This window comes from Nocardia sp. NPDC058497 (genome assembly GCF_042720195.1).
GTDB lineage: Bacteria > Actinomycetota > Actinomycetes > Mycobacteriales > Mycobacteriaceae > Nocardia.
Genome location: NZ_JBHXMY010000023.1, coordinates 7,676 through 24,929 on the forward strand (window position 1 = coordinate 7,676; position 17,254 = coordinate 24,929).

Here is a 17,254-nt window from a genome sequence, read left to right on the forward strand (position 1 = left end):
CCCCACCCCGCCCCCCCTACCCCACCCGGCTGGCCGCGGCGGCCCAGCGACCCCCCCCCGCGTGGCCGCAGCCCCGGGGGGCGGCCGGGGCCCGGTGCTCTTTTCGGCGCAGATCAGCGGGGACGCACCTCGACGCGGTTGTCGTGGAACACCGCGCCGCCGCCATAGTCCGAATCTCGTTCGGCGACGGTCGCGTTGACGGTGGCGCCGTTGGTGAACTTGGCCCAGCGGCCCTTGGTCGTCCCCGCGACACCCGGCCGGACCCTGTCCGATACCTCGGCGACAGCCTCGAACGAGCCGCGCGCGTTGGACACCAGCACCGCGGCACCATCGGCGATACCGCGGTTGGCGGCATCGTCGGGATGCAGCGTGATCGTGGATTCACCTGCCCGGCGGCGCAATTCGGGATTACCACCGAAGGAAGTGTTCAGGAAGTAGTGCGAGGCGGCGGAGATCAGGACCAACCCGTCGCCCTGGTCTGCCGGTGGCGTGAAGTCCGGCAGCGGGTCGTGGCCGGCTAGTTCGGCTCGCGCGGAGACGAATTGGAGCTTGTCCGCCGGGACCGAACCGGGCTGGATCTTCAGGAAACCGTCGGCTCTGAGCCGGTCGAGGTCGTGGCCCTTCAGCAGCTGCCTGGCCAGTTCCTCGTCGGAGTCGTAGAGAGCGGGTTCGGTGAGGCCGAGGCGACGGGAGAGTCTGCGGAAAGTCTCGGTGGTGGACAGGCATTCGCCCGGCGGCTCTACGGCGGGCTCGTTCCAGACCAGATAGAGGTGCCCGTAGCCGGCGATGACGTCGAGGTGTTCGGGCTGCATGGTGGCCGGCAGGACGATGTCGGCATAGTCGACGGTGTCGGTGGCGAAATGCTCGAGCACCACGGTGAACAGGTCGTCGCGGGAGAGTCCTTCGATCACCCTGCGCTGGTCGGGGTTCGAGCCGACCGGGTTGGCCCCGATCACGAACAGCGCCTTGACCGGCGGATCGTCGGTCTCGAGCAAGGCTTCGCCGAGGCGGGTCATCGACAGCGTGCGGACCGGGTGCGGCAGGAGATCGTCGCGGACCAGCGCCGCGTCGTCGAGCCGGAAGTGGCCACTGGTCGAATAGTGCAGTCCGCCACCGGGAATCGCCCAGTCACCGGTGACGCCCGGCAGGCAGGCGAGCACCCGCAGCGCCATCCCGCCGCCCGCATGGCGCTGCATGCCCTGGGAGGCGCGGATCGCGGTCGGTCTGGTGCGGGCGATCCGCTCACCGAGCGCGACGATCTGTTCCCGCGGCACACCGGTGATCGCGGCGGTGCGCTCCGGGGTGAATTCCGTGATGCGGTCGCGGAATTCGGGCCAGCCCTCGGTGTGCTCGGCGATGAACCGCTCGTCCTGCGCGCCGAGCGAGACGATGACGTGCAGCAGGCCGAGTGCCAGTGCGGCGTCGGTGCCGGGCAGCGGGGCGATGTGCTCGTCGCAGCGTTCGGAGGTCTTGGTGCGCACCGGGTCGATCGAGACCAGGTAGGCGCCGCTGTCCTGCACGAACTTCCACAGGTGGTGGCCGGAGGTGAGCGGGTTGGTGCCCCACAGCAGGATCAGCTTCGACTTCGCGAAGTCCTCGGGATCCATGCCACCGGAGGTGCCGAGTGTGTAGCGCAGGCCGGTGCCGCCCGCGATCGAGCAGATCGTCGCCGCGTGATGGGAGGCGCCGAGCACGTTGAACATCCGGCGGCCCGGATAGCCCTCCAGGCCCTGGAGGTAGCCGAGGCTGCCGGTGCCGTGGAACGGCCAGATCGCCTCGGCGCCGAACTCGTCGACGATGCCGGTGAGCCGCGTGGCGATCTCGTCGAGCGCGTCGTCCCAGCTGATCCGCTCGAATCGGCCGGAGCCCTTCGGCCCTACGCGGCGCAGCGGATAGCGCAGCCGGTCCGGTGAACCGACCTGCTCGAGATACCGATTCACCTTGACGCACAGCGCGCCACGGGTCACCGGATGGTCCTTGTTTCCCCGCAGCCCGGTGGCTTTTCCGTCCTCTACGGTCACCACCCACGAGCACGCGTCGGGGCAGTCGAGCGGGCACGCGCCGAGCACCTTCACCCGGTCCATCGTAGGCCCGGACGACCCGCGCGCCAGGACCAGTGAACGAAAAGTGGTCCCCGGCGGAATCCGCCGAGGACCACCAGACCTTCGAGAGGACTACTTGTTCGCGTCCAGCCGCTCGATGATGGTCACGTTCGCCGTGCCGCCACCCTCACAGATGGTGAGCAGACCGTAGCGGCCGTTCACCCGCTCGAGTTCGTGCAGCAGGGTGGCGAACAGCTTGGCGCCGGTAGCGCCGAGCGGGTGACCCAGTGCGATCGCGCCACCGTTGACATTCACCTTCGCCGGATCGGCGCCGATCTCCTTGATCCAGGCCAGCACCACCGGCGCGAAGGCCTCGTTGATCTCGATGACATCGATATCGTCGATGGTCAGGCCGGTCTTCTCCAGCGCCCACTGCGTCGCCGGGATCGGCGCGCTCAGCATGAAGATCGGGTCGGCGCCGCGCGCGCTGACGTGATGGATGCGGGCACGCGGGGTCAGGCCGTATTCCTGCACCGCCCACTCGGAGGCGAGCAGGGTCGCGCTGGCGCCGTCGGAGATCTGGCTGGCGACAGCGGCGGTCAGCGGGCTGCCCTCGCCGAGCGGCTGCAGGCTCGCCATCTTCTCCAGGCTGGTCTCGCGTGGGCCCTGGTCGACGGTGAAGTCACCGACCGGCACGATCTCGGCCTCGAAGCGGCCCTCGGCGATGGCGGCGCGGGCGCGTTCGTGGCTGCGCAGCGCCCAGTGCTCCATGTCCTCGCGGGTGATGCCCCACTTCTCGGCGATCAGCTCGGCGCCGCGGAACTGCGAGACCTCGCCGGTGCCGTAGCGGGAATCCCAGCCGGTGGCGCCGACGAACGGCGACTCGAAGCCGTACTCCTTGCCCGCGAGCATGGCCGCGGAGATCGGGATGGCGCTCATGTTCTGCACGCCGCCCGCGACGACGACCTCGGCCGTGCCGCTCATGATGGCCTGGGCGGCGAAGTTGATCGCCTGCTGGCTGGAACCGCACTGCCGGTCGACGGTGACGCCCGGAACCTCTTCGGGGTAGCCGGCGGTCAGCCACATGGTGCGGCCGATATTGCCCGCCTGCGGGCCGATGTTGTCGACACAGCCGACGATCACGTCGTCGACGACGGCCGGATCGATCCCAGTGCGCTCGATCAGGCCGCGCAGCGCGGCGGCGCCGAGGTCGGCCGGGTGGACCCCGGACAGTGCGCCACCGCGCTTGCCAACCGCGGTGCGCACCGCATCGATCACATAGGCCTGCCGCAGCGGGGTGTACGGACGACGCTCGGTCATGGGAACTCCTACTTCGCGGTGCTCCCGGGCACGGTGAGCCCGTCGAGCACGATGGTCAGATATTGCTGGGCAAGGCTTTGCACGGTGATCGGGCCACCGGGGGTGTACCAGCGGACCGCCACCCACACGGTGTCGCGCAGGAAGCGGAAGGCCAGTTCCACATCGAGTTCGGGCCGGAAGCTGCCGTCCGCGACACCGGCGGTGAGCACCTTGTGCCACAGGTCGCGGAACTCGGTGTTGAAGTCGCGGATGTAACCGAAACGTTCGACGTCGCGCAGGTTCTTGGCCTCGGCCTGGTAGATGGCGACTGCGGCGTGGTGCCGGTCGAAGGCCTCGTAGGAGGCGATCACCAAGGCTTCCAGGGTCTCTCGCGAGCTGAGCCCGCCGGCCGCGATCTCGCGGTAGCGGCCGAACAGGTCGTCGAGGAAGCCGCGCAGGATCTCGTCGACCATCGACTCCTTGGAGTCGAAGTGGTGGTAGAGGCTGCCGGAGAGGATCCCCGCCGAGTCGGCGATGTCACGCACGGTGGTGGCACGCAGTCCACGTTCGGCGAACAGGTTCGCGGCGAGGTCGAGGAGTTCGTCGCGGCGAGTACGTTTCACGGTTGCGGTCACAACGTCATCCTACAACCAAGCATTTGCTTGGTTTCCGGAAACTCCGCCCTCTCGCGCCCGCTCATCATGCGCGCTGACTGCTCACCGAGACCACCTCACCGGTCAGGTACGAGGTGTAGTCACTGGCCAGCATGGCGATCGTTGCCGCGATTTCCCAAGGCTCGGCGGCCCGGCCGAAGGCCTCGCGCTCACTGAGGGCGTCGAGCAGCTCGGACGAGCTGACCTTGTCCAGGAACGGATGACGCGCGATGCTCGGCGCGACGGCATTGATCCGCACACCGAACTCGGCGGCTTCCACCGCGCTGCACCTGGTCAGCGCCATCACGCCGGCCTTGGCGGCGGCGTAGTGCGCCTGGCCGTGCTGGGCGCGCCAGCCGAGGACGCTGGCGTTGTTGACGATCACGCCGCCGTGGCCCGCCGACCGGAAGTAACCGAGCGCGGCACGGGTGCAGCGGAAGGTGCCGGTCAGGGTGATGTCGAGGACCTGATCCCACTGCTCGTCGGTCATGTCCACGACGGGGGTCTCGCCGCCGAGGCCGGCGTTGTTGACCATGATGTCGATCCGGCCGAGTTCGGCGGCGGCATCGGTGAGCAACTGGTTCACCTGCACGGTGTCGCGGACATCGCAGACCACCGCTCCGATCTTGCGCTCGGGGAACTCCTTGGCGAGCAGCTCGGCGGTCTCGGTGAGCCTGCGCTCGTGCCAGTCGGAGACGACGACGTCAGCGCCCTCTTCCAGGAGCCTGCGGGCGGTGGCCGAGCCGATGCCGGTGCCCGCGGCGGCGGTGATGACGGCCTTGCGACCGGTCAGCAGGCCGTGGCCGGGGATGGACGGGGGCGCGGCGGAGAGCGGGCCGGTCACGGGCGGGCCTCCCGCGGCAGGCCGAGCACACGCTCGGCGATGATGTTGCGCTGCACTTCGTTCGAACCTCCATAGATCGTGTCGGCGCGGCTGAACAGGTACAGCCGCTGCCATGCGGTCATGTCGTCGGGACCGAGGACCAGCCCGGCGGCGCCCTGCACCGCCATGGCGAGTTCGCCGAGTCCGCGATGCCAGTTGCCCCACAACAACTTCGAGACCGACGCGCCACCGGCGTCGTCGACGTCCTCGCTCATGGTGCGCAGCGCGTGCGCGCGCAGGACCCGCAGGCCGACCCAGGCGTTGTCGATGCGCTCGGCGATCAGCGGGTCGTCCGCCGCGCCGGTCCGCCGGGCCAGCGCCTCGATATCGGCGAGCTCGCGGGCGAAGCGGATCTGCTGGCCGAGCGTGGAGATGCCGCGCTCGAAGGTCAGCGTGCCCATGGCGATGCGCCAGCCGTCGCCCGGCTCGCCGACGACCAGGCCGGCCTCGGTGACGGCGTCGTCGAAGAACACCTCGTTGAATTCGGAGGTGCCGGTGAGCTGTTCGATCGGGCGCACCTCGATGCCCGGCTGGTTCATCGGCACCAGCAGGTAGGACAGGCCCTTGTGCCTGCTCGACCCCTTCTCGGTGCGCGCGATGACGAAGCACCAGTCGGCGACGTGCGCGAGCGAGGTCCAGATCTTCTGGCCGTTGATCACCCAGCGGTCGCCGTCCAGGCGCGCGGTGGTGCTCACCGCGGCGAGGTCGGAGCCCGCGCCCGGCTCGGAGTAGCCCTGGCACCACAGCTCGCCGACCGAGCGCACGCCCGGCAGGAATCGCTTCTTCTGCTCTTCGGTACCGAAGGCCAGCAGGGTCGGGCCGAGCAGTTCCTCGCCCACGTGCGAAACCCGCGCCGGCGCGTCGGCCTTCGCGTACTCCTCGTGGAAGATGACCTGCTGGCGCACGCTGGCGCCGCGGCCGCCCCATTCGACCGGCCAGCCGAGGCAGGTCCAGCCCGCCGCGGCGAGGTGCCGGTCCCAGGCCAGCCGCTCTTCGAAGAACTCGTGCTCGCGCCCCGGCCCGCCGGTGCCACGCAGGTCACGGAACTCTCCGGCCAGGTTTTCGGCCAGCCAGTCGCGTATTTCCGCGCAAAACTCCGCGTCGGAGGTCGCGGTATCGGAATCTGAGGTCTGGATCACGCCCACGTCGGTAGGATAACCTACCAAGCACTTGCTTTGTTAGCCGATTGGTGAGGACCCCGTGACAACCCCTGCACAGACCACCCCGCAGGCACTGCGAGACGTCGCCGCGGCGCATCCGCACGAGCCGGCCCTGATCGACGGCGCGACCCGCCTGACCTGGTCCGACCTGCTCGACCAGGTCCGGATCGCGGCGCGCGCGCTGATCGCCCGTGGCATCGCCCCCGGTGACCGGATCGCGATGTGGGCGCCCAATACCCATCACTGGGTGATCGCGGCGCTGGCCGCGCACTCGGTCGGCGCCGCGCTGGTACCGCTCAACACCCGCTATGTGACGGCCGAGGCGGCCGATGTGCTCGAGCGCGTCGACGCGAAGGCGTTGTTCGTCGCGGGCCCGTTCCTCGGCCGCGACCGGGCCGCCGAACTGCTGGCCAGCTCCCCCGAGCTGGGTATCGGGACCGTGGTGGTGATTCCGGTCGAGGATGGCGCTCTACCCTCTGCGGCGCTGAGCCGGCAGGCCGCGCCGTCGGCACCGGTCGCGGCGGATTCTGCCGTGCTGACCTGGGGCGAACTGCTCGACCGCGCGGCGGCTGTCTCCGCCGAGGAGGGCGAACGGCGGGCGGCGCAGGTCTCCCCCGACGACATCGCCGACATCCTGTTCACCTCCGGCACCACCGGCCGCAGCAAGGGCACCCTCGTCGCGCACCGGCAGGCACTCGGCGTGGTGCGCGGGTGGGTCGAGTGCTCGACCCTGCGTGCGGGCGACCGCTACCTGATGATCCCGCCGTTCTTCCACAACTTCGGTTACAAGGCGGGCATTCTCGCGTGCCTGGTCACCGGGGCCACGATCGTGCCGCAGGCCACCTTCGACGTGCCCGCCGCGCTGGCGCTGATCGAGTCCGAGCGGATCACCGTGCTGACCGGTCCGCCGACGATCTACCAGACCATCCTCGAGCATCCCCAGCGCGCCGAGCGCGACCTGTCCTCGCTGCGGGTGGCGGTGACCGGCGCGGCGACCGTGCCGGTGGTGCTGATCGAGCGGATGCGCGACGATCTCGCCTTCGAAGTGGTCATTACCGCCTACGGCCTGTCCGAGTCGGCGGGTTTCGGCACCATGTGCCGCCCCGACGACGACGCGGCCACCATCGCCAACACCTGCGGCGGCCCGATCGCCGACTTCGAACTGCGTCTGTCCGAGGCCGGTGAAGTGCTGCTGCGCGGCCCCAACGTGATGCTGGGCTACCTCGACGATCCCGAGGCCACCGCAGAGGCGATCGACGCCGACGGCTGGCTGCACACCGGTGATATCGGCATCGTCGACGAGCGCGGCTACCTGAAGATCACCGACCGGCTCAAGGACATGTACATCACCGGCGGGTTCAACGTGTACCCCGCCGAGATCGAGCAGACGCTGGCCCGGCTCGACGGCGTCGCCGAGTCGGCGGTCTTCGGCGTGCCGGATGAGCGGATGGGCGAGGTCGGCAAGGCCGTCGTCGTCCGCAGGACCGGCTCGACGCTGACCGCGGACGAGGTGATCGCCTTCGCCGCATCCAAACTGGCCAATTTCAAAGTGCCCCGGCTCGTGGAGTTCCGCGACCAGCTGCCCTACAGCGCGGCGGGCAAGGTGCTCAAGCGTGAGCTACGTGAGGAGAAGTCGTGAGTCCCGAAACCGAAACCGAGGTCGTCACCTACGAGGTGCGCGGGCCGGTCGCCGTCGTCACCATGAACCGGCCCGAGTTCCGTAACGCGCAGAACTCGAAGATGACCTACGCCCTCGACGCCGCGTTCGTGCGGGCCGTCGAGGACCCCGAGGTCAAGGTGATCGTGCTGGCGGGCAACGGGAAGCACTTCAGCGCGGGCCACGACATCGGCACGCCGGGGCGCGACCACGATGCGCACTACGAGAACAAGGCCGCGCTGTGGTGGGACCACGTCGACCGCGCGGGCGGCGACCAGCGCTTCGCCCGCGAGTCCGAGGTGTACCTGGGCATGTGCCGCCGCTGGCGGGAGATCCCCAAGCCGACCGTCGCGATGGTGCAGGGCGCCTGCATCGCGGGCGGGCTGATGCTGGCCTGGGTGTGCGATCTGATCGTCTGCTCCGATGACGCGTTCTTCTCCGATCCCGTTGTCCGGATGGGCATTCCGGGGGTGGAGTACTTCGCGCATCCGTGGGTGATGGGTCCGCGCGCGGCCAAGGAGTTCCTCTTCACCGGTGACCGGTTCGGCGCTGCCCAGGCCAAGGAGTGGGGCATGGTCAACCGGGTCGTGCCGCGTGCGGAACTCGAGTCCGAGGTGATGGCACTGGCCGAGAAGATCTCCGCCATGCCGCAATTCGGGCTCGCGCTCACCAAGAAGGCCGTCAACCAGGCCGAAGACCTGATGGGAATGCGCGCCGGGATGGATTCGGTCTTCGGGCTGCACCATTTCGCGCACGCGCACAATGCCGAAGTCGGCGCCGATTCGCTCGGCGGGATGAATGCCCGCTCGATGAAGGAGAAAGCGTGAATCTCGAGATCGACCCGGCAGTCCGGGAGTTCCAGCTGGAGGTGCGAGAGTTCCTCGCCGCCAATGTGCCCAGCGAGCCGCTGCCCTCGATGGATACGGCGGCGGGATTCGAAGCCCATCGCGCGTGGGAGGCCAAGCTCGCCGATGCCCGCCTGTCGGCGGTTTCGTGGCCGGTGGAGTACGGCGGCCGTGACGCCTCCATCCTCGAGTGGGTGCTGTTCGAGCAGGAGTACTACGCGGCGGGTGCGCCGGGGCGCGTCGCCCAGAACGGCATCTTCCTGCTCGCGCCGACGCTGTTCGAGCACGGCACCGAGGAGCAGCTGGCCCGGATCCTGCCGCGGATGGCACGCGGTGACGACATCTGGGCGCAGGCCTGGTCGGAGCCCGAGTCGGGCAGCGACCTGGCCAGTCTGCGCTCGACCGCGCGGCGCACGGAGGGCGGCTGGATCCTCAACGGCCAGAAGACCTGGAGCTCACGCGCCACCTTCGCGGACTGGGCCTTCGGCCTGTTCCGCAGCGATCCCGAGGCGCAGCGTCATCACGGGCTGACCTACGTGATGTTCCCGCTCTCGGCCGACGGCGTGAGCGTGCGGCCGATCCCGCAGCTCGACGGCGAGCCCGGCTTCGCCGAGATCTTCCTCGACGACGTCTTCGTCCCCGATCGCGACGTCATCGGCGCGCCGAACGAGGGCTGGCGGGTCGCGATGGCGACCTCGAGCAACGAGCGCGGCCTGTCGCTGCGCAGCCCCGGCCGGTTCAGCGCGACCGCGCAGCGGCTGATCGACCTGTGGACCGAGACGACCGAACCCACCGACACCGCCGCGCGCAATGCCGTGGTGGACGCCTGGCTCGGCGCCGAGGCCTACCGCCTGCACACCTTCGGCACCGTGACCCGGCTGACCGACGGCGGCCAGCTCGGCGCGGAGTCCTCGATCACCAAGGTGTTCTGGTCCGAGCTCGACATCGCCATGCACCAGACGGGGCTCGACCTGCTCGGCCCCGCCGCCGAACTGACCAGCAAGTGGACCGACGGCTACCTGTTCTCGCTGTCGGGCCCGATCTACGCGGGCACCAACGAGATCCAGCGCAACATCATCGCCGAGCGCATCCTCGGCCTGCCGCGGGAGAGCAAGCGATGACGCGGCGCACCGAGCTTCGCGGCACCGAGCGACCCGCGCTGCGCCAGCCCCGCCCGGAAACCAGCATTCGCTCGGGCCGAATCGCCCCACCGAACACAGGAGGCTCGCGATGAGATTCGCCCTCAGCACCGAACAACTCGATTTCGCCACCGAGCTGCGCAAGATCCTCGACGCCGGGCAGTCACCCGCCGCGGTTCGCGCGTGGGCCGCTGGCGACACCGCCAAGGGGCGCACGCTGCTGCGGCAGGTGGCCGAGATGGGTGTGTTCGGCCTGATCGTCGACGAGCAGTACGACGGCGCCGAAGCCACTCCGGTCGACCTCGTCGTCGCCCTGGTCGAGCTGGGCCGGGCCGCGGCGCCGGGTCCGGTCATCGAGTCGACCGCCGTGATTCCCGCGCTGCTGCAGCGTCTTCCGGATGCCGAACCCGCGCAGCGCTGGTTGCCCGCGCTCGCGGGCGGTGGGTTGCTCGGCACCATCGCCTTCGACGACCCGCAGCGCGGCATCGCCCTTGATGCCGATACCGCCGACCTGGTGCTCGTCGCGGCAGCCGGTCAGCTGTCTGTCGGCCGTCGCGCCGCGGAGGCAGGCGTCGATCAGTCGGCCAACGCGAAGCTTGCGGGCGACGCGACGGATGGCGTGGCGCCCCGATCAATCGCCTCGATCGATCCGGCGCGCAAGTTGTTCCAAGTCGTGGCCGACGAGCCCGTTGCCAGCGGCGTCCAGGATGCGCTCGACTACGCGTTCGACGTCGGTGTGCTGGCTTGCGCCGCCCAGCTGCTCGGCGCGGGCCGCGCGCTGCTCGACCAGACCACCACCTACGCCAAGCAGCGCAAGCAGTTCGGCCGCGCCATCGGCGAATTCCAGGCGGTCAAGCAGCAGCTCGCCGACGTGCTGATCGCGCTGGATCTGGCCGAGCCGCTGCTCTACCGCGCCGCCCTCACGCTGGACTCCGAGGATCGCGCTCGCGATGTGTCGGCGGCCATCGTGGCCTGCGGCGATGCCGCCCACCGCGCCTCGCGCGCAGGCCTGCAGGTGCACGGCGCCATCGGCTACACCGCCGAATGCGACCTGTCGCTGTGGATCACCAAGGTGGCCGCCCTGCGCACCGCGTGGGGCACCGCCGATTTCCATCGCGGCCGCATCGCGGACGCACTGCGCGCCGCGCCCGCCGCAGGCTGATCGAAGGAATCTCATGTCATCGAATGAACTGCTCGAATTCCGCACCTCCGTCCGCGCCCTGCTGGCCAAGCACGCCACGCCCGCCGCGGTGCGCGCCGCCATGGACACCGATCTCGGGTACGACCCGAAGTTGTGGACGATGCTGTGCGAGCAGGTCGGCGTCGCCGCGCTCGCGGTGCCCGAGGAGTGGGGTGGAGCGGGCGCCGGACTGGTCGAATCGCTGATGGTGGTGGGCGAATTGGGCCGCACGCTGGCCGGGGTCCCGATGCTCGGCTCTGCCGTGCTCGGTGTCCAGGCGATCCTGCTCTCGGGCGATGAGCAGGCCTGTGCTCGGCTGCTGCCGGATCTGGCCGAGGGTTCGCGCACGGCGGCGCTGTGCTGGGCCGACGCCACCGGCTGGGACTCCGCGGGCGTGCGCGCGAGCGACGGGAAGCTCAACGGCGCAGCGCATTACGTGCTGCACGGCGCCCAGGCTGATCTGCTGCTCGTCCTCACCGATGACGGCCTGTTCGAGACCACGTCCGACGCGCCCGGCGTGGCCGTCTCCCCGACCCCCGGCCTCGACCCCACCCGCAAGCTGGCCGTCATCACCTTCACCGACACCCCGGCGACCAGGATCGGCACCGGCGACCCCGCCGCCCTGCGCACTCGCCTGCGCGAGATCGCCTGGGCCGCACTCGCCGCTGAGCAGGTCGGCGCCGCCAGGCACTGCCTGGAGATGACGGTGGAATACACCGCCTCGCGCGTGCAGTTCGGCAGGCCGATCGGCAGCTTCCAGGCGCTCAAGCACCGGATGGCCGATATGTACGTGCTGGTGGAGTCTGCCGAGTCGACGGCGCTGGCCGCCGCCCAGGCCGTGGCCGAGAACAGCGTCTCGGCCGCCGAGGACGTCTACGTCGCCCGCAAGCACTGCACGGACACGTTCTCGCACGTGGCCGCCGAGATGATCCAGTTGCACGGCGGTATCGCCATCACCTGGGAACACGACGCCCACCTGTACTTCAAGCGGGCCCACGCGACGGCTCACCTGTTCGGCACCGGAAGCCGCCCAGTCGCGGCCGCCTAGTGCCTGTTCGAAGTCCGCCGACGCGCTGCGAGATGCGCTGAGCATTCACCAACCGCTCCGATGGTCCCGATTGCGACCGATCGGCGGAAGAATGAATGTGCAGCGCGGTGGTCGACGGAATCGTTCGACTCTGCGCGAGAGGCAACGTGCGGGTTGGTCGACGACTTCGAGAACAGGACTGCTTGCGCACCTAACCGAAACCCCAGCCGCACGTCGGCTGGGGTTTTCGGCGTCTGTGCGTCATCTCACCGCGTCGACATACCGCGGAGCCTCGATTTAGATAGTTAGCTTATGCAATAATATGGAACGTGCAGCAGACAGAGCAGCCCTCCCCGGACGACATCGTGGTCGACCTGTTGGTCACTGCCGGTCGGCTCACCCGGCTCGCCGGGGCGATCAGCAACGACGATCTGCCCCGCGCGGTCCTGCGGGCCCTCGCCGTACTCGACGAGCACGGCGGCCTGCGGGTCAGCGACTTCGCCCGGATCGATCGATGTTCGCAACCGGCGGCAACGGCGCTGATCGGTCGGCTCGTCGCCGACGGATTCGCCTCCCGCACCAGGGACCCGCAGGACTCCAGGGCGGTTCTCATCGAACTGACCCCGGCGGGCCGGAACCGCCTCGTCGAGGCCAGACGCGCCTTCGCGGCGGCCATGGCTCCCGGACTCGCCGACTTCGATCTCGATCGCCTGATCCGGCTCGACACCGACATGAACGACCTGCTGACAGCCCTGCGTGCGGTTGCCCGCGGTCATCAGTGAAGCAACCAGGAGCGCCGATGAACGAGCACAGCGAGCCAATCACGTGCCAGCGCGCACTGCGCATGCCGCAGCCGAGCGCCGGCGAGGCGGAGGCATGAGCATCCCCGAGTTGACTCGCGCCGACGACACCGCCGCAGCAGCCACCGCCCCGTCCGGACAACCCAAGGCCGTCTGGGCCGTCGCCTTCGCGAGTGTCATCGCGTTCATGGGCATCGGCCTGGTTGATCCGCAGCGGGTGATCGGTCGTCAGACGCCTGAGCTGGTCGATCACCTCCGCATGGTTGCCCATGGCGACTTCCAGTTCCAGTTGTTCCTCGAGCACGTCGAGGCGTCGCTCGGCCAGCCTGTCGCGCTCGGCGTAGAGGAACGGGCTGTTCAGCCCGTCGCACAGGGGTCCTCGCCACAGGCCCAACGCAGACCGCAGGTGCTCGGTGGCACCTGACAGATCCCCGGCAGCGCGTGCGGCCCGCGCCCGCGCCACCGTGCACTCGAACACGTCCAGATCCAGGCCGCCGCCGGCCACGGTCAGCACGTATCCGCTATCGGCCCAAACGAGTCGGCTGGACGGCCCCCTGACTTGCCGGTCGGGATCGAGAACCTTGCGCAAGCGCGAAACATGACGCTGGAGAAGGTTGACCGCGTGGGTGGGGCTCGTATCGCCCCACACGGCGTCGATCAATTGTTCTCGGCCCAGAAGCCGATTCGCGTGCAGCAGCATGACAGCGAGGACCACTCGCTGCTGCAGAGGTCCAGGATCGATGGCAGTCTCGCCCCGCCAGGCTCGCAGCGGTCCGAGAACCTCGAACCGCACAGCCGACTCTTCGCAATCGATCATAGGACTTTTGCTTCGGTGGGAAATGGGATTCGGAACCGCGACCGTCGTTGCAGTGGTATATCTCGCGGATCGGCTCCCCGTACTGAGTAGTGCAGCCAAGGCATCATCAAAGCTTCCCCCGAGTCTTGAGTCTCAAACTATCGCTTTGTACTAAGTCTTCCACGCCGGACAGGCGGCCGCGGTGTCGGTGTGAAGTGTCACTTCCGGTGGTTGTCCTGTAACGAAAACGGATTAGGTAGTTGCCGTAAGTAGTTGTTGCACAGTTGCTTTCGGTCCACGGTGAGGCGCCTCGAAGATCATGTCGACGGCGTCGCGAGCCCTACCTTCCGTCGGTTGAACCAGCGTGTGCGGCTCGCGCCGTTCGGGTTGGATCGGGTCGCCATGTGGACATATTTCAGGGTGACGGCTCGGTCTGGAACCTTTCATTTCGACACCCCCGGTAGCGACACATCGACCAATCGCAGCAAACCGAAAGAACGAATTTCCACGATGTGTATCAGGGCGGGGGTCGCTCGCCTCTAGCAATACGTGGTGTCCCCACGGCACTACATAGGCCCCGTGCCGACAACGCACACCACACAGGCTGATTCCAAGGGTGAGGGTAATAGCGGTATGAGTAAAAGCGGCGCATCCGCACCGACGAACAAGTGGGTCGGCGGGCATGCGATAGTGCTGGGCGCGAGTGTCTCCGGACTCCTCGCGGCGCGGGTCCTCGCGGACGTGTACGACCGCATCACGCTGATCGAACGCGACCGGGTGTCAGAGGTGGGCATAGCGCCCCGGCGAGGAGCGCCGCAGGGCCGGCATGCTCACGGACTGCTCTCCCGCGGAGCCGAGATATTCGAGGAGCTGTTTCCGGGGCTGCTCGAGGAATTCGTCGCCGGTGGGGCGCCGACCATCAGCTCGCCCGCCGAGCTGAGGAACAATCTGGGTGGCCATTTGCTCTGCATGACGGGCGAGTACACCGAACTCTCCGACACCTACCAGCCGAGCCGGCCGCACTTGGAGAGCATGGTTCGCACCCGGGTCACCGGGCTGCCGAACGTCAAATTGATCGATGGCTGCCAGGTGGTCGGTCTGGAAACGACCGACGACAACACACGGGTTCTCGGCGTCGAGGTCCTGTACACCGAGGACCACTCCGCCGACGTCATACACGCCGACCTGGTGGTCGACGCGACCGGGCGCTCCGGACGAGCCACCAAGTGGCTGGAGTCGATGGGGTATGCACCGCCGCCGGAGGAATCACTGCAGGTCGACCTCCTTTATGTCAGCCAGCACCTGCGGCCGGTCCCCGGCTCGATGGGCAGGGAGAAGGTCGTGATCATCGGCCACGCCCCGACGCGTCCGACCGGTGCCGAATACCTGGAGCAGGAAGACGGCCGTTGGATTTTGACACTGATCGGCTACGGCGGCCACCACCCGCCGACCGACCAGGCCGGGTTCCTGGCGTTCGCCGAGCCGATCGTCCCGCCGCACGTGTTCGCATCGATCCGCGACGCTGAACCGCTGAGTGAGATTGTCGCGCATCGGTTCCCGGCGAGCATCCGCCGCAGGTACGAGAAACTGTCCCAGTTCCCGGAAGGCCTGCTCGTGGTCGGTGATGCGATCTGCAGTTTCAACCCGATCTATGCACAGGGCATGACCGTGGCCGCCATCCAGGCGGAGACCCTCCGGAACACGCTTCAAGGCGGCGGGGACCGGCTGGCGCAGCGGTTCTTCAAGGCCGTCTCGAAGCCGCTCGGTGTCACCTGGCAGATGGCCACCGGAAGCGACCTGTCCATCCCGCAAGTCCAAGGGCCCCGGCCGCTTCCCGTGCGGATGATCAACGCCTACATCAACATGGTCTTGACCGCCGCGGAGCAGGACAGTGTGCTGGCCGAGCGGTTCCTGAAGGTGCAGTACCTGCTCGTCCCGCCGACCACGCTGATGCGGCCGGGAAACATGGCCCGGGTCTTCGCCGGAAACCTGCGCCGCCGCCGCTGACCGGAACGGCTTCTCCTTTCTCATCGCGCACCGAACCGCGACTCGAGTCGCACAGTGCTGCCCGGATCTCGACCGAGATCTATGGGCCCGCTTCACGCTGCCTCCGGCCCGGCATTCGCCGGGACCGTGGCCATCAAAGACACACAAGGTTAGGAGATACGGGCATGCCCCAGACTGAACCCGCTGCGAACGTGGCGCCGACCGATGACGAGGTGCGCCGACACAACCGCGCGATCGTCGAAACCTACATGGCCACCCGCGGGGAAGACCGGTTGCGCCGCAATCTGTTGTTCACCGAGGACGGCGTCGGCGGCCTCTGGACCAACGACACCGGCCAGCCGATCGCGATCAGCGGCCGGGACCGCCTCGGTGAGCACGGCGCATGGTCGCTCCAGTGCTTTCCCGACTGGGTCTGGACCAACGTCGAGATCTTCGACACCCAGGACCCGAACCGGTTCTGGGTCGAGTGTGACGGTGAAGGCCAGATCGTGTTCCCCGGCTACCCGGTCGGCCACTACCGCAACCACTTCCTGCACTCTTTCCTGTTCGAGAACGGGAAGATCAAGCAGCAGCGCGAATTCATGAACCCGATCGAGCAGTACCGCGCCCTTGGTATCGCCATTCCGGCCATCCGACGTGACGGAATCCCGACATGAGTTCGATCGAGGACCACATCACCCCGGAGATGCGCCGGGGCGCCCAGCAGCCGATCTGGGAGAACTCCGAGCAGGTCCGGTCGGCGCGCGAACACCTGGCGTCCGCCACCCCGCTTGTCCAACCCGCCGACGTGGACAAGCTTCACGGCAGACTGTCCGACGCGGCCCGGGGCGAGCTGCTGGTGCTGCAAATCGGTGACTGTGCAGAGGATCCGGCGGAACGCACAGCTGAACACGTCGCGGCCAAGACAGAACTGCTCGAAGGGCTCGCCGACATGCTGGAGCGCGCCTCCGGGGTACCCGTGCTGCGGGTCGGGCGGATCGCCGGACAGTTCGCCAAGCCCCGGTCGAAGGACACGGAGTCGATCGACGGAATGGAGGTGCCGAGCTACCGCGGGCACCTAGTCAACGGCCCCGAGCCAGATCTCGAGAGCCGTCGACCCGACCCGATGCGGATGGTCACCGGCTTCAGTGCGGCCGGTGAGATCATGGACCGGCTGGGTTGGCGACCGGCCGGAGCGGAGTCGAGTCGGCCAACTGCGAAGCCGACCGTGTGGACGAGCCATGAGGCTCTGCTGTTGGACTACGAGCAGCCACTGGTCCGGAAGCATTCCGACGGCAGGCTCTGGCTGAGTTCCACCCACTGGCCGTGGATCGGCGAGCGGACCCGTCAGCTGCACGGTCCGCACCTGGCCCTGCTCGCGCAGGTATCCAATCCGGTCGCCTGCAAGGTCGGGCCGAGCATGAGCGCCGGTGAGATCACCCTGCTGTGCGATCTCCTTGATCCGAACAGGGAACCCGGTCGGCTCACCCTCATCGCCAGGATGGGCGTCGACGCCGTCGCCACAAAGTTGCCCGAGCTCGTCGAAGCCGTACGGTCCGCCGGCCACCCGGTGATCTGGCTCTGTGACCCGATGCACGGCAACAACACGGTCACCCCTGAAGGCGGCAAGACCCGGTACGTGACCACGGTTGTCAGCGAGGTGGGGGGCGGGGGGCGGGGGGGGGGAAAGCGCCGGCGGGGGGGGGGGGGCGGGCGCGCCCGGGGGGGGCTGTGGTGGCGGTGGCGCCGACGAAACCGGCGACCGTCTCGTCGGCGGGGGCGGCCAG

Annotated in this window: 14 protein-coding genes and 2 pseudogenes; 10 read left to right on the forward strand and 6 right to left on the reverse strand. The window is 68.6% G+C overall.

Annotated features, from left to right (window positions below):
- Window positions 1–113 precede the first annotated feature (113 nt).
- From ACFWPJ_RS03215 to ACFWPJ_RS03235, 5 genes are all read right to left on the reverse strand, one after another.
- Window positions 114–2,075 carry a molybdopterin-dependent oxidoreductase gene (locus ACFWPJ_RS03215; protein ID WP_378846464.1) on the reverse strand — a complete coding sequence of 654 codons (1,962 nt, stop codon included), beginning with the start codon at window positions 2,073–2,075 and terminating at the stop codon, window positions 114–116.
- A 99-nt stretch (window positions 2,076–2,174) separates the two neighbouring features.
- Complete coding sequence (locus tag ACFWPJ_RS03220) at window positions 2,175–3,362, reverse strand: acetyl-CoA C-acetyltransferase (protein ID WP_378846467.1); 1,188 nt, start codon at window positions 3,360–3,362, stop codon at window positions 2,175–2,177.
- An 8-nt stretch (window positions 3,363–3,370) separates the two neighbouring features.
- The gene (locus ACFWPJ_RS03225; protein ID WP_378846470.1) at window positions 3,371–3,976 is read right to left on the reverse strand and encodes a TetR/AcrR family transcriptional regulator; all 606 of its coding nucleotides are present in this window, start codon (window positions 3,974–3,976) and stop codon (window positions 3,371–3,373) included.
- 64 nt (window positions 3,977–4,040) lie between these two features.
- Window positions 4,041–4,838 carry an SDR family oxidoreductase gene (locus ACFWPJ_RS03230; RefSeq protein ID WP_378846472.1) on the reverse strand — a complete coding sequence of 266 codons (798 nt, stop codon included), beginning with the start codon at window positions 4,836–4,838 and terminating at the stop codon, window positions 4,041–4,043.
- Window positions 4,835–6,022 carry an acyl-CoA dehydrogenase family protein gene (locus tag ACFWPJ_RS03235; protein ID WP_355270808.1) on the reverse strand — a complete coding sequence of 396 codons (1,188 nt, stop codon included), beginning with the start codon at window positions 6,020–6,022 and terminating at the stop codon, window positions 4,835–4,837. The genes ACFWPJ_RS03230 and ACFWPJ_RS03235 overlap by 4 nt, the downstream gene beginning before the upstream one ends.
- A gap of 55 nt (window positions 6,023–6,077) precedes the next feature.
- Between ACFWPJ_RS03235 and ACFWPJ_RS03240 the strand changes: the two genes are divergently transcribed.
- The 7 genes and pseudogenes from ACFWPJ_RS03240 to ACFWPJ_RS03270 form a co-directional block, all read left to right on the forward strand.
- A complete protein-coding gene (locus ACFWPJ_RS03240) occupies window positions 6,078–7,676 on the forward strand; it encodes a FadD3 family acyl-CoA ligase (RefSeq protein ID WP_378846475.1) in 1,599 nt (532 codons plus the stop codon).
- Window positions 7,673–8,521: an enoyl-CoA hydratase gene (locus ACFWPJ_RS03245; protein WP_378846477.1), complete on the forward strand. Its 849-nt coding sequence runs from the start codon at window positions 7,673–7,675 to the stop codon at window positions 8,519–8,521. Before ACFWPJ_RS03240 ends, ACFWPJ_RS03245 begins: the two co-directional genes overlap by 4 nt.
- A complete protein-coding gene (locus tag ACFWPJ_RS03250; protein WP_378846480.1) occupies window positions 8,518–9,660 on the forward strand; it encodes an acyl-CoA dehydrogenase family protein in 1,143 nt (380 codons plus the stop codon). The genes ACFWPJ_RS03245 and ACFWPJ_RS03250 overlap by 4 nt, the downstream gene beginning before the upstream one ends.
- A 109-nt stretch (window positions 9,661–9,769) precedes the next feature.
- Window positions 9,770–10,840 carry an acyl-CoA dehydrogenase family protein gene (locus ACFWPJ_RS03255; protein WP_378846482.1) on the forward strand — a complete coding sequence of 357 codons (1,071 nt, stop codon included), beginning with the start codon at window positions 9,770–9,772 and terminating at the stop codon, window positions 10,838–10,840.
- A gap of 13 nt (window positions 10,841–10,853) precedes the next feature.
- Complete coding sequence (locus ACFWPJ_RS03260) at window positions 10,854–11,906, forward strand: acyl-CoA dehydrogenase family protein (RefSeq protein WP_378846483.1); 1,053 nt, start codon at window positions 10,854–10,856, stop codon at window positions 11,904–11,906.
- A gap of 308 nt (window positions 11,907–12,214) precedes the next feature.
- Window positions 12,215–12,667: a MarR family winged helix-turn-helix transcriptional regulator gene (locus ACFWPJ_RS03265; protein ID WP_378846484.1), complete on the forward strand. Its 453-nt coding sequence runs from the start codon at window positions 12,215–12,217 to the stop codon at window positions 12,665–12,667.
- A gap of 94 nt (window positions 12,668–12,761) precedes the next feature.
- Window positions 12,762–12,917, forward strand: a pseudogene (locus tag ACFWPJ_RS03270) (MFS transporter); the annotation flags it as partial.
- Window positions 12,918–12,953: 36 nt separating this feature from the next.
- Here ACFWPJ_RS03270 and ACFWPJ_RS03275 read toward each other — a convergent pair.
- Window positions 12,954–13,502 (reverse strand): annotated as a pseudogene (locus tag ACFWPJ_RS03275) (BTAD domain-containing putative transcriptional regulator); the annotation flags it as partial.
- A gap of 531 nt (window positions 13,503–14,033) precedes the next feature.
- On the opposite strand from ACFWPJ_RS03275, the gene ACFWPJ_RS03280 reads away from it, so the two are divergent.
- From ACFWPJ_RS03280 to ACFWPJ_RS03290, 3 genes are all read left to right on the forward strand, one after another.
- On the forward strand, window positions 14,034–15,488 hold the full coding sequence (locus ACFWPJ_RS03280) for an FAD-dependent oxidoreductase (RefSeq protein ID WP_378846486.1): 1,455 nt from the start codon (window positions 14,034–14,036) through the stop codon (window positions 15,486–15,488).
- A gap of 164 nt (window positions 15,489–15,652) precedes the next feature.
- Window positions 15,653–16,144 (forward strand): PhzA/PhzB family protein, encoded by a 492-nt coding sequence (locus ACFWPJ_RS03285; protein ID WP_378846488.1) that lies wholly within the window; start codon window positions 15,653–15,655, stop codon window positions 16,142–16,144.
- Window positions 16,141–17,254: 3-deoxy-7-phosphoheptulonate synthase (locus ACFWPJ_RS03290; RefSeq protein ID WP_378846490.1), on the forward strand; the 1,114-nt coding region annotated here is incomplete at its 3' end. The genes ACFWPJ_RS03285 and ACFWPJ_RS03290, both read left to right, overlap by 4 nt.

Coding starts and splice junctions, on each gene's coding strand:
- ACFWPJ_RS03220 (WP_378846467.1), bottom strand. CDS start 3,362: ATGACCGAGCGTCGTCCGTACACCCCGCTGCGGCAGGCCTATGTGATC.
- ACFWPJ_RS03255 (WP_378846482.1), top strand. CDS start 9,770: ATGAGATTCGCCCTCAGCACCGAACAACTCGATTTCGCCACCGAGCTG.
- ACFWPJ_RS03260 (WP_378846483.1), top strand. CDS start 10,854: ATGTCATCGAATGAACTGCTCGAATTCCGCACCTCCGTCCGCGCCCTG.
- ACFWPJ_RS03285 (WP_378846488.1), top strand. CDS start 15,653: ATGCCCCAGACTGAACCCGCTGCGAACGTGGCGCCGACCGATGACGAG.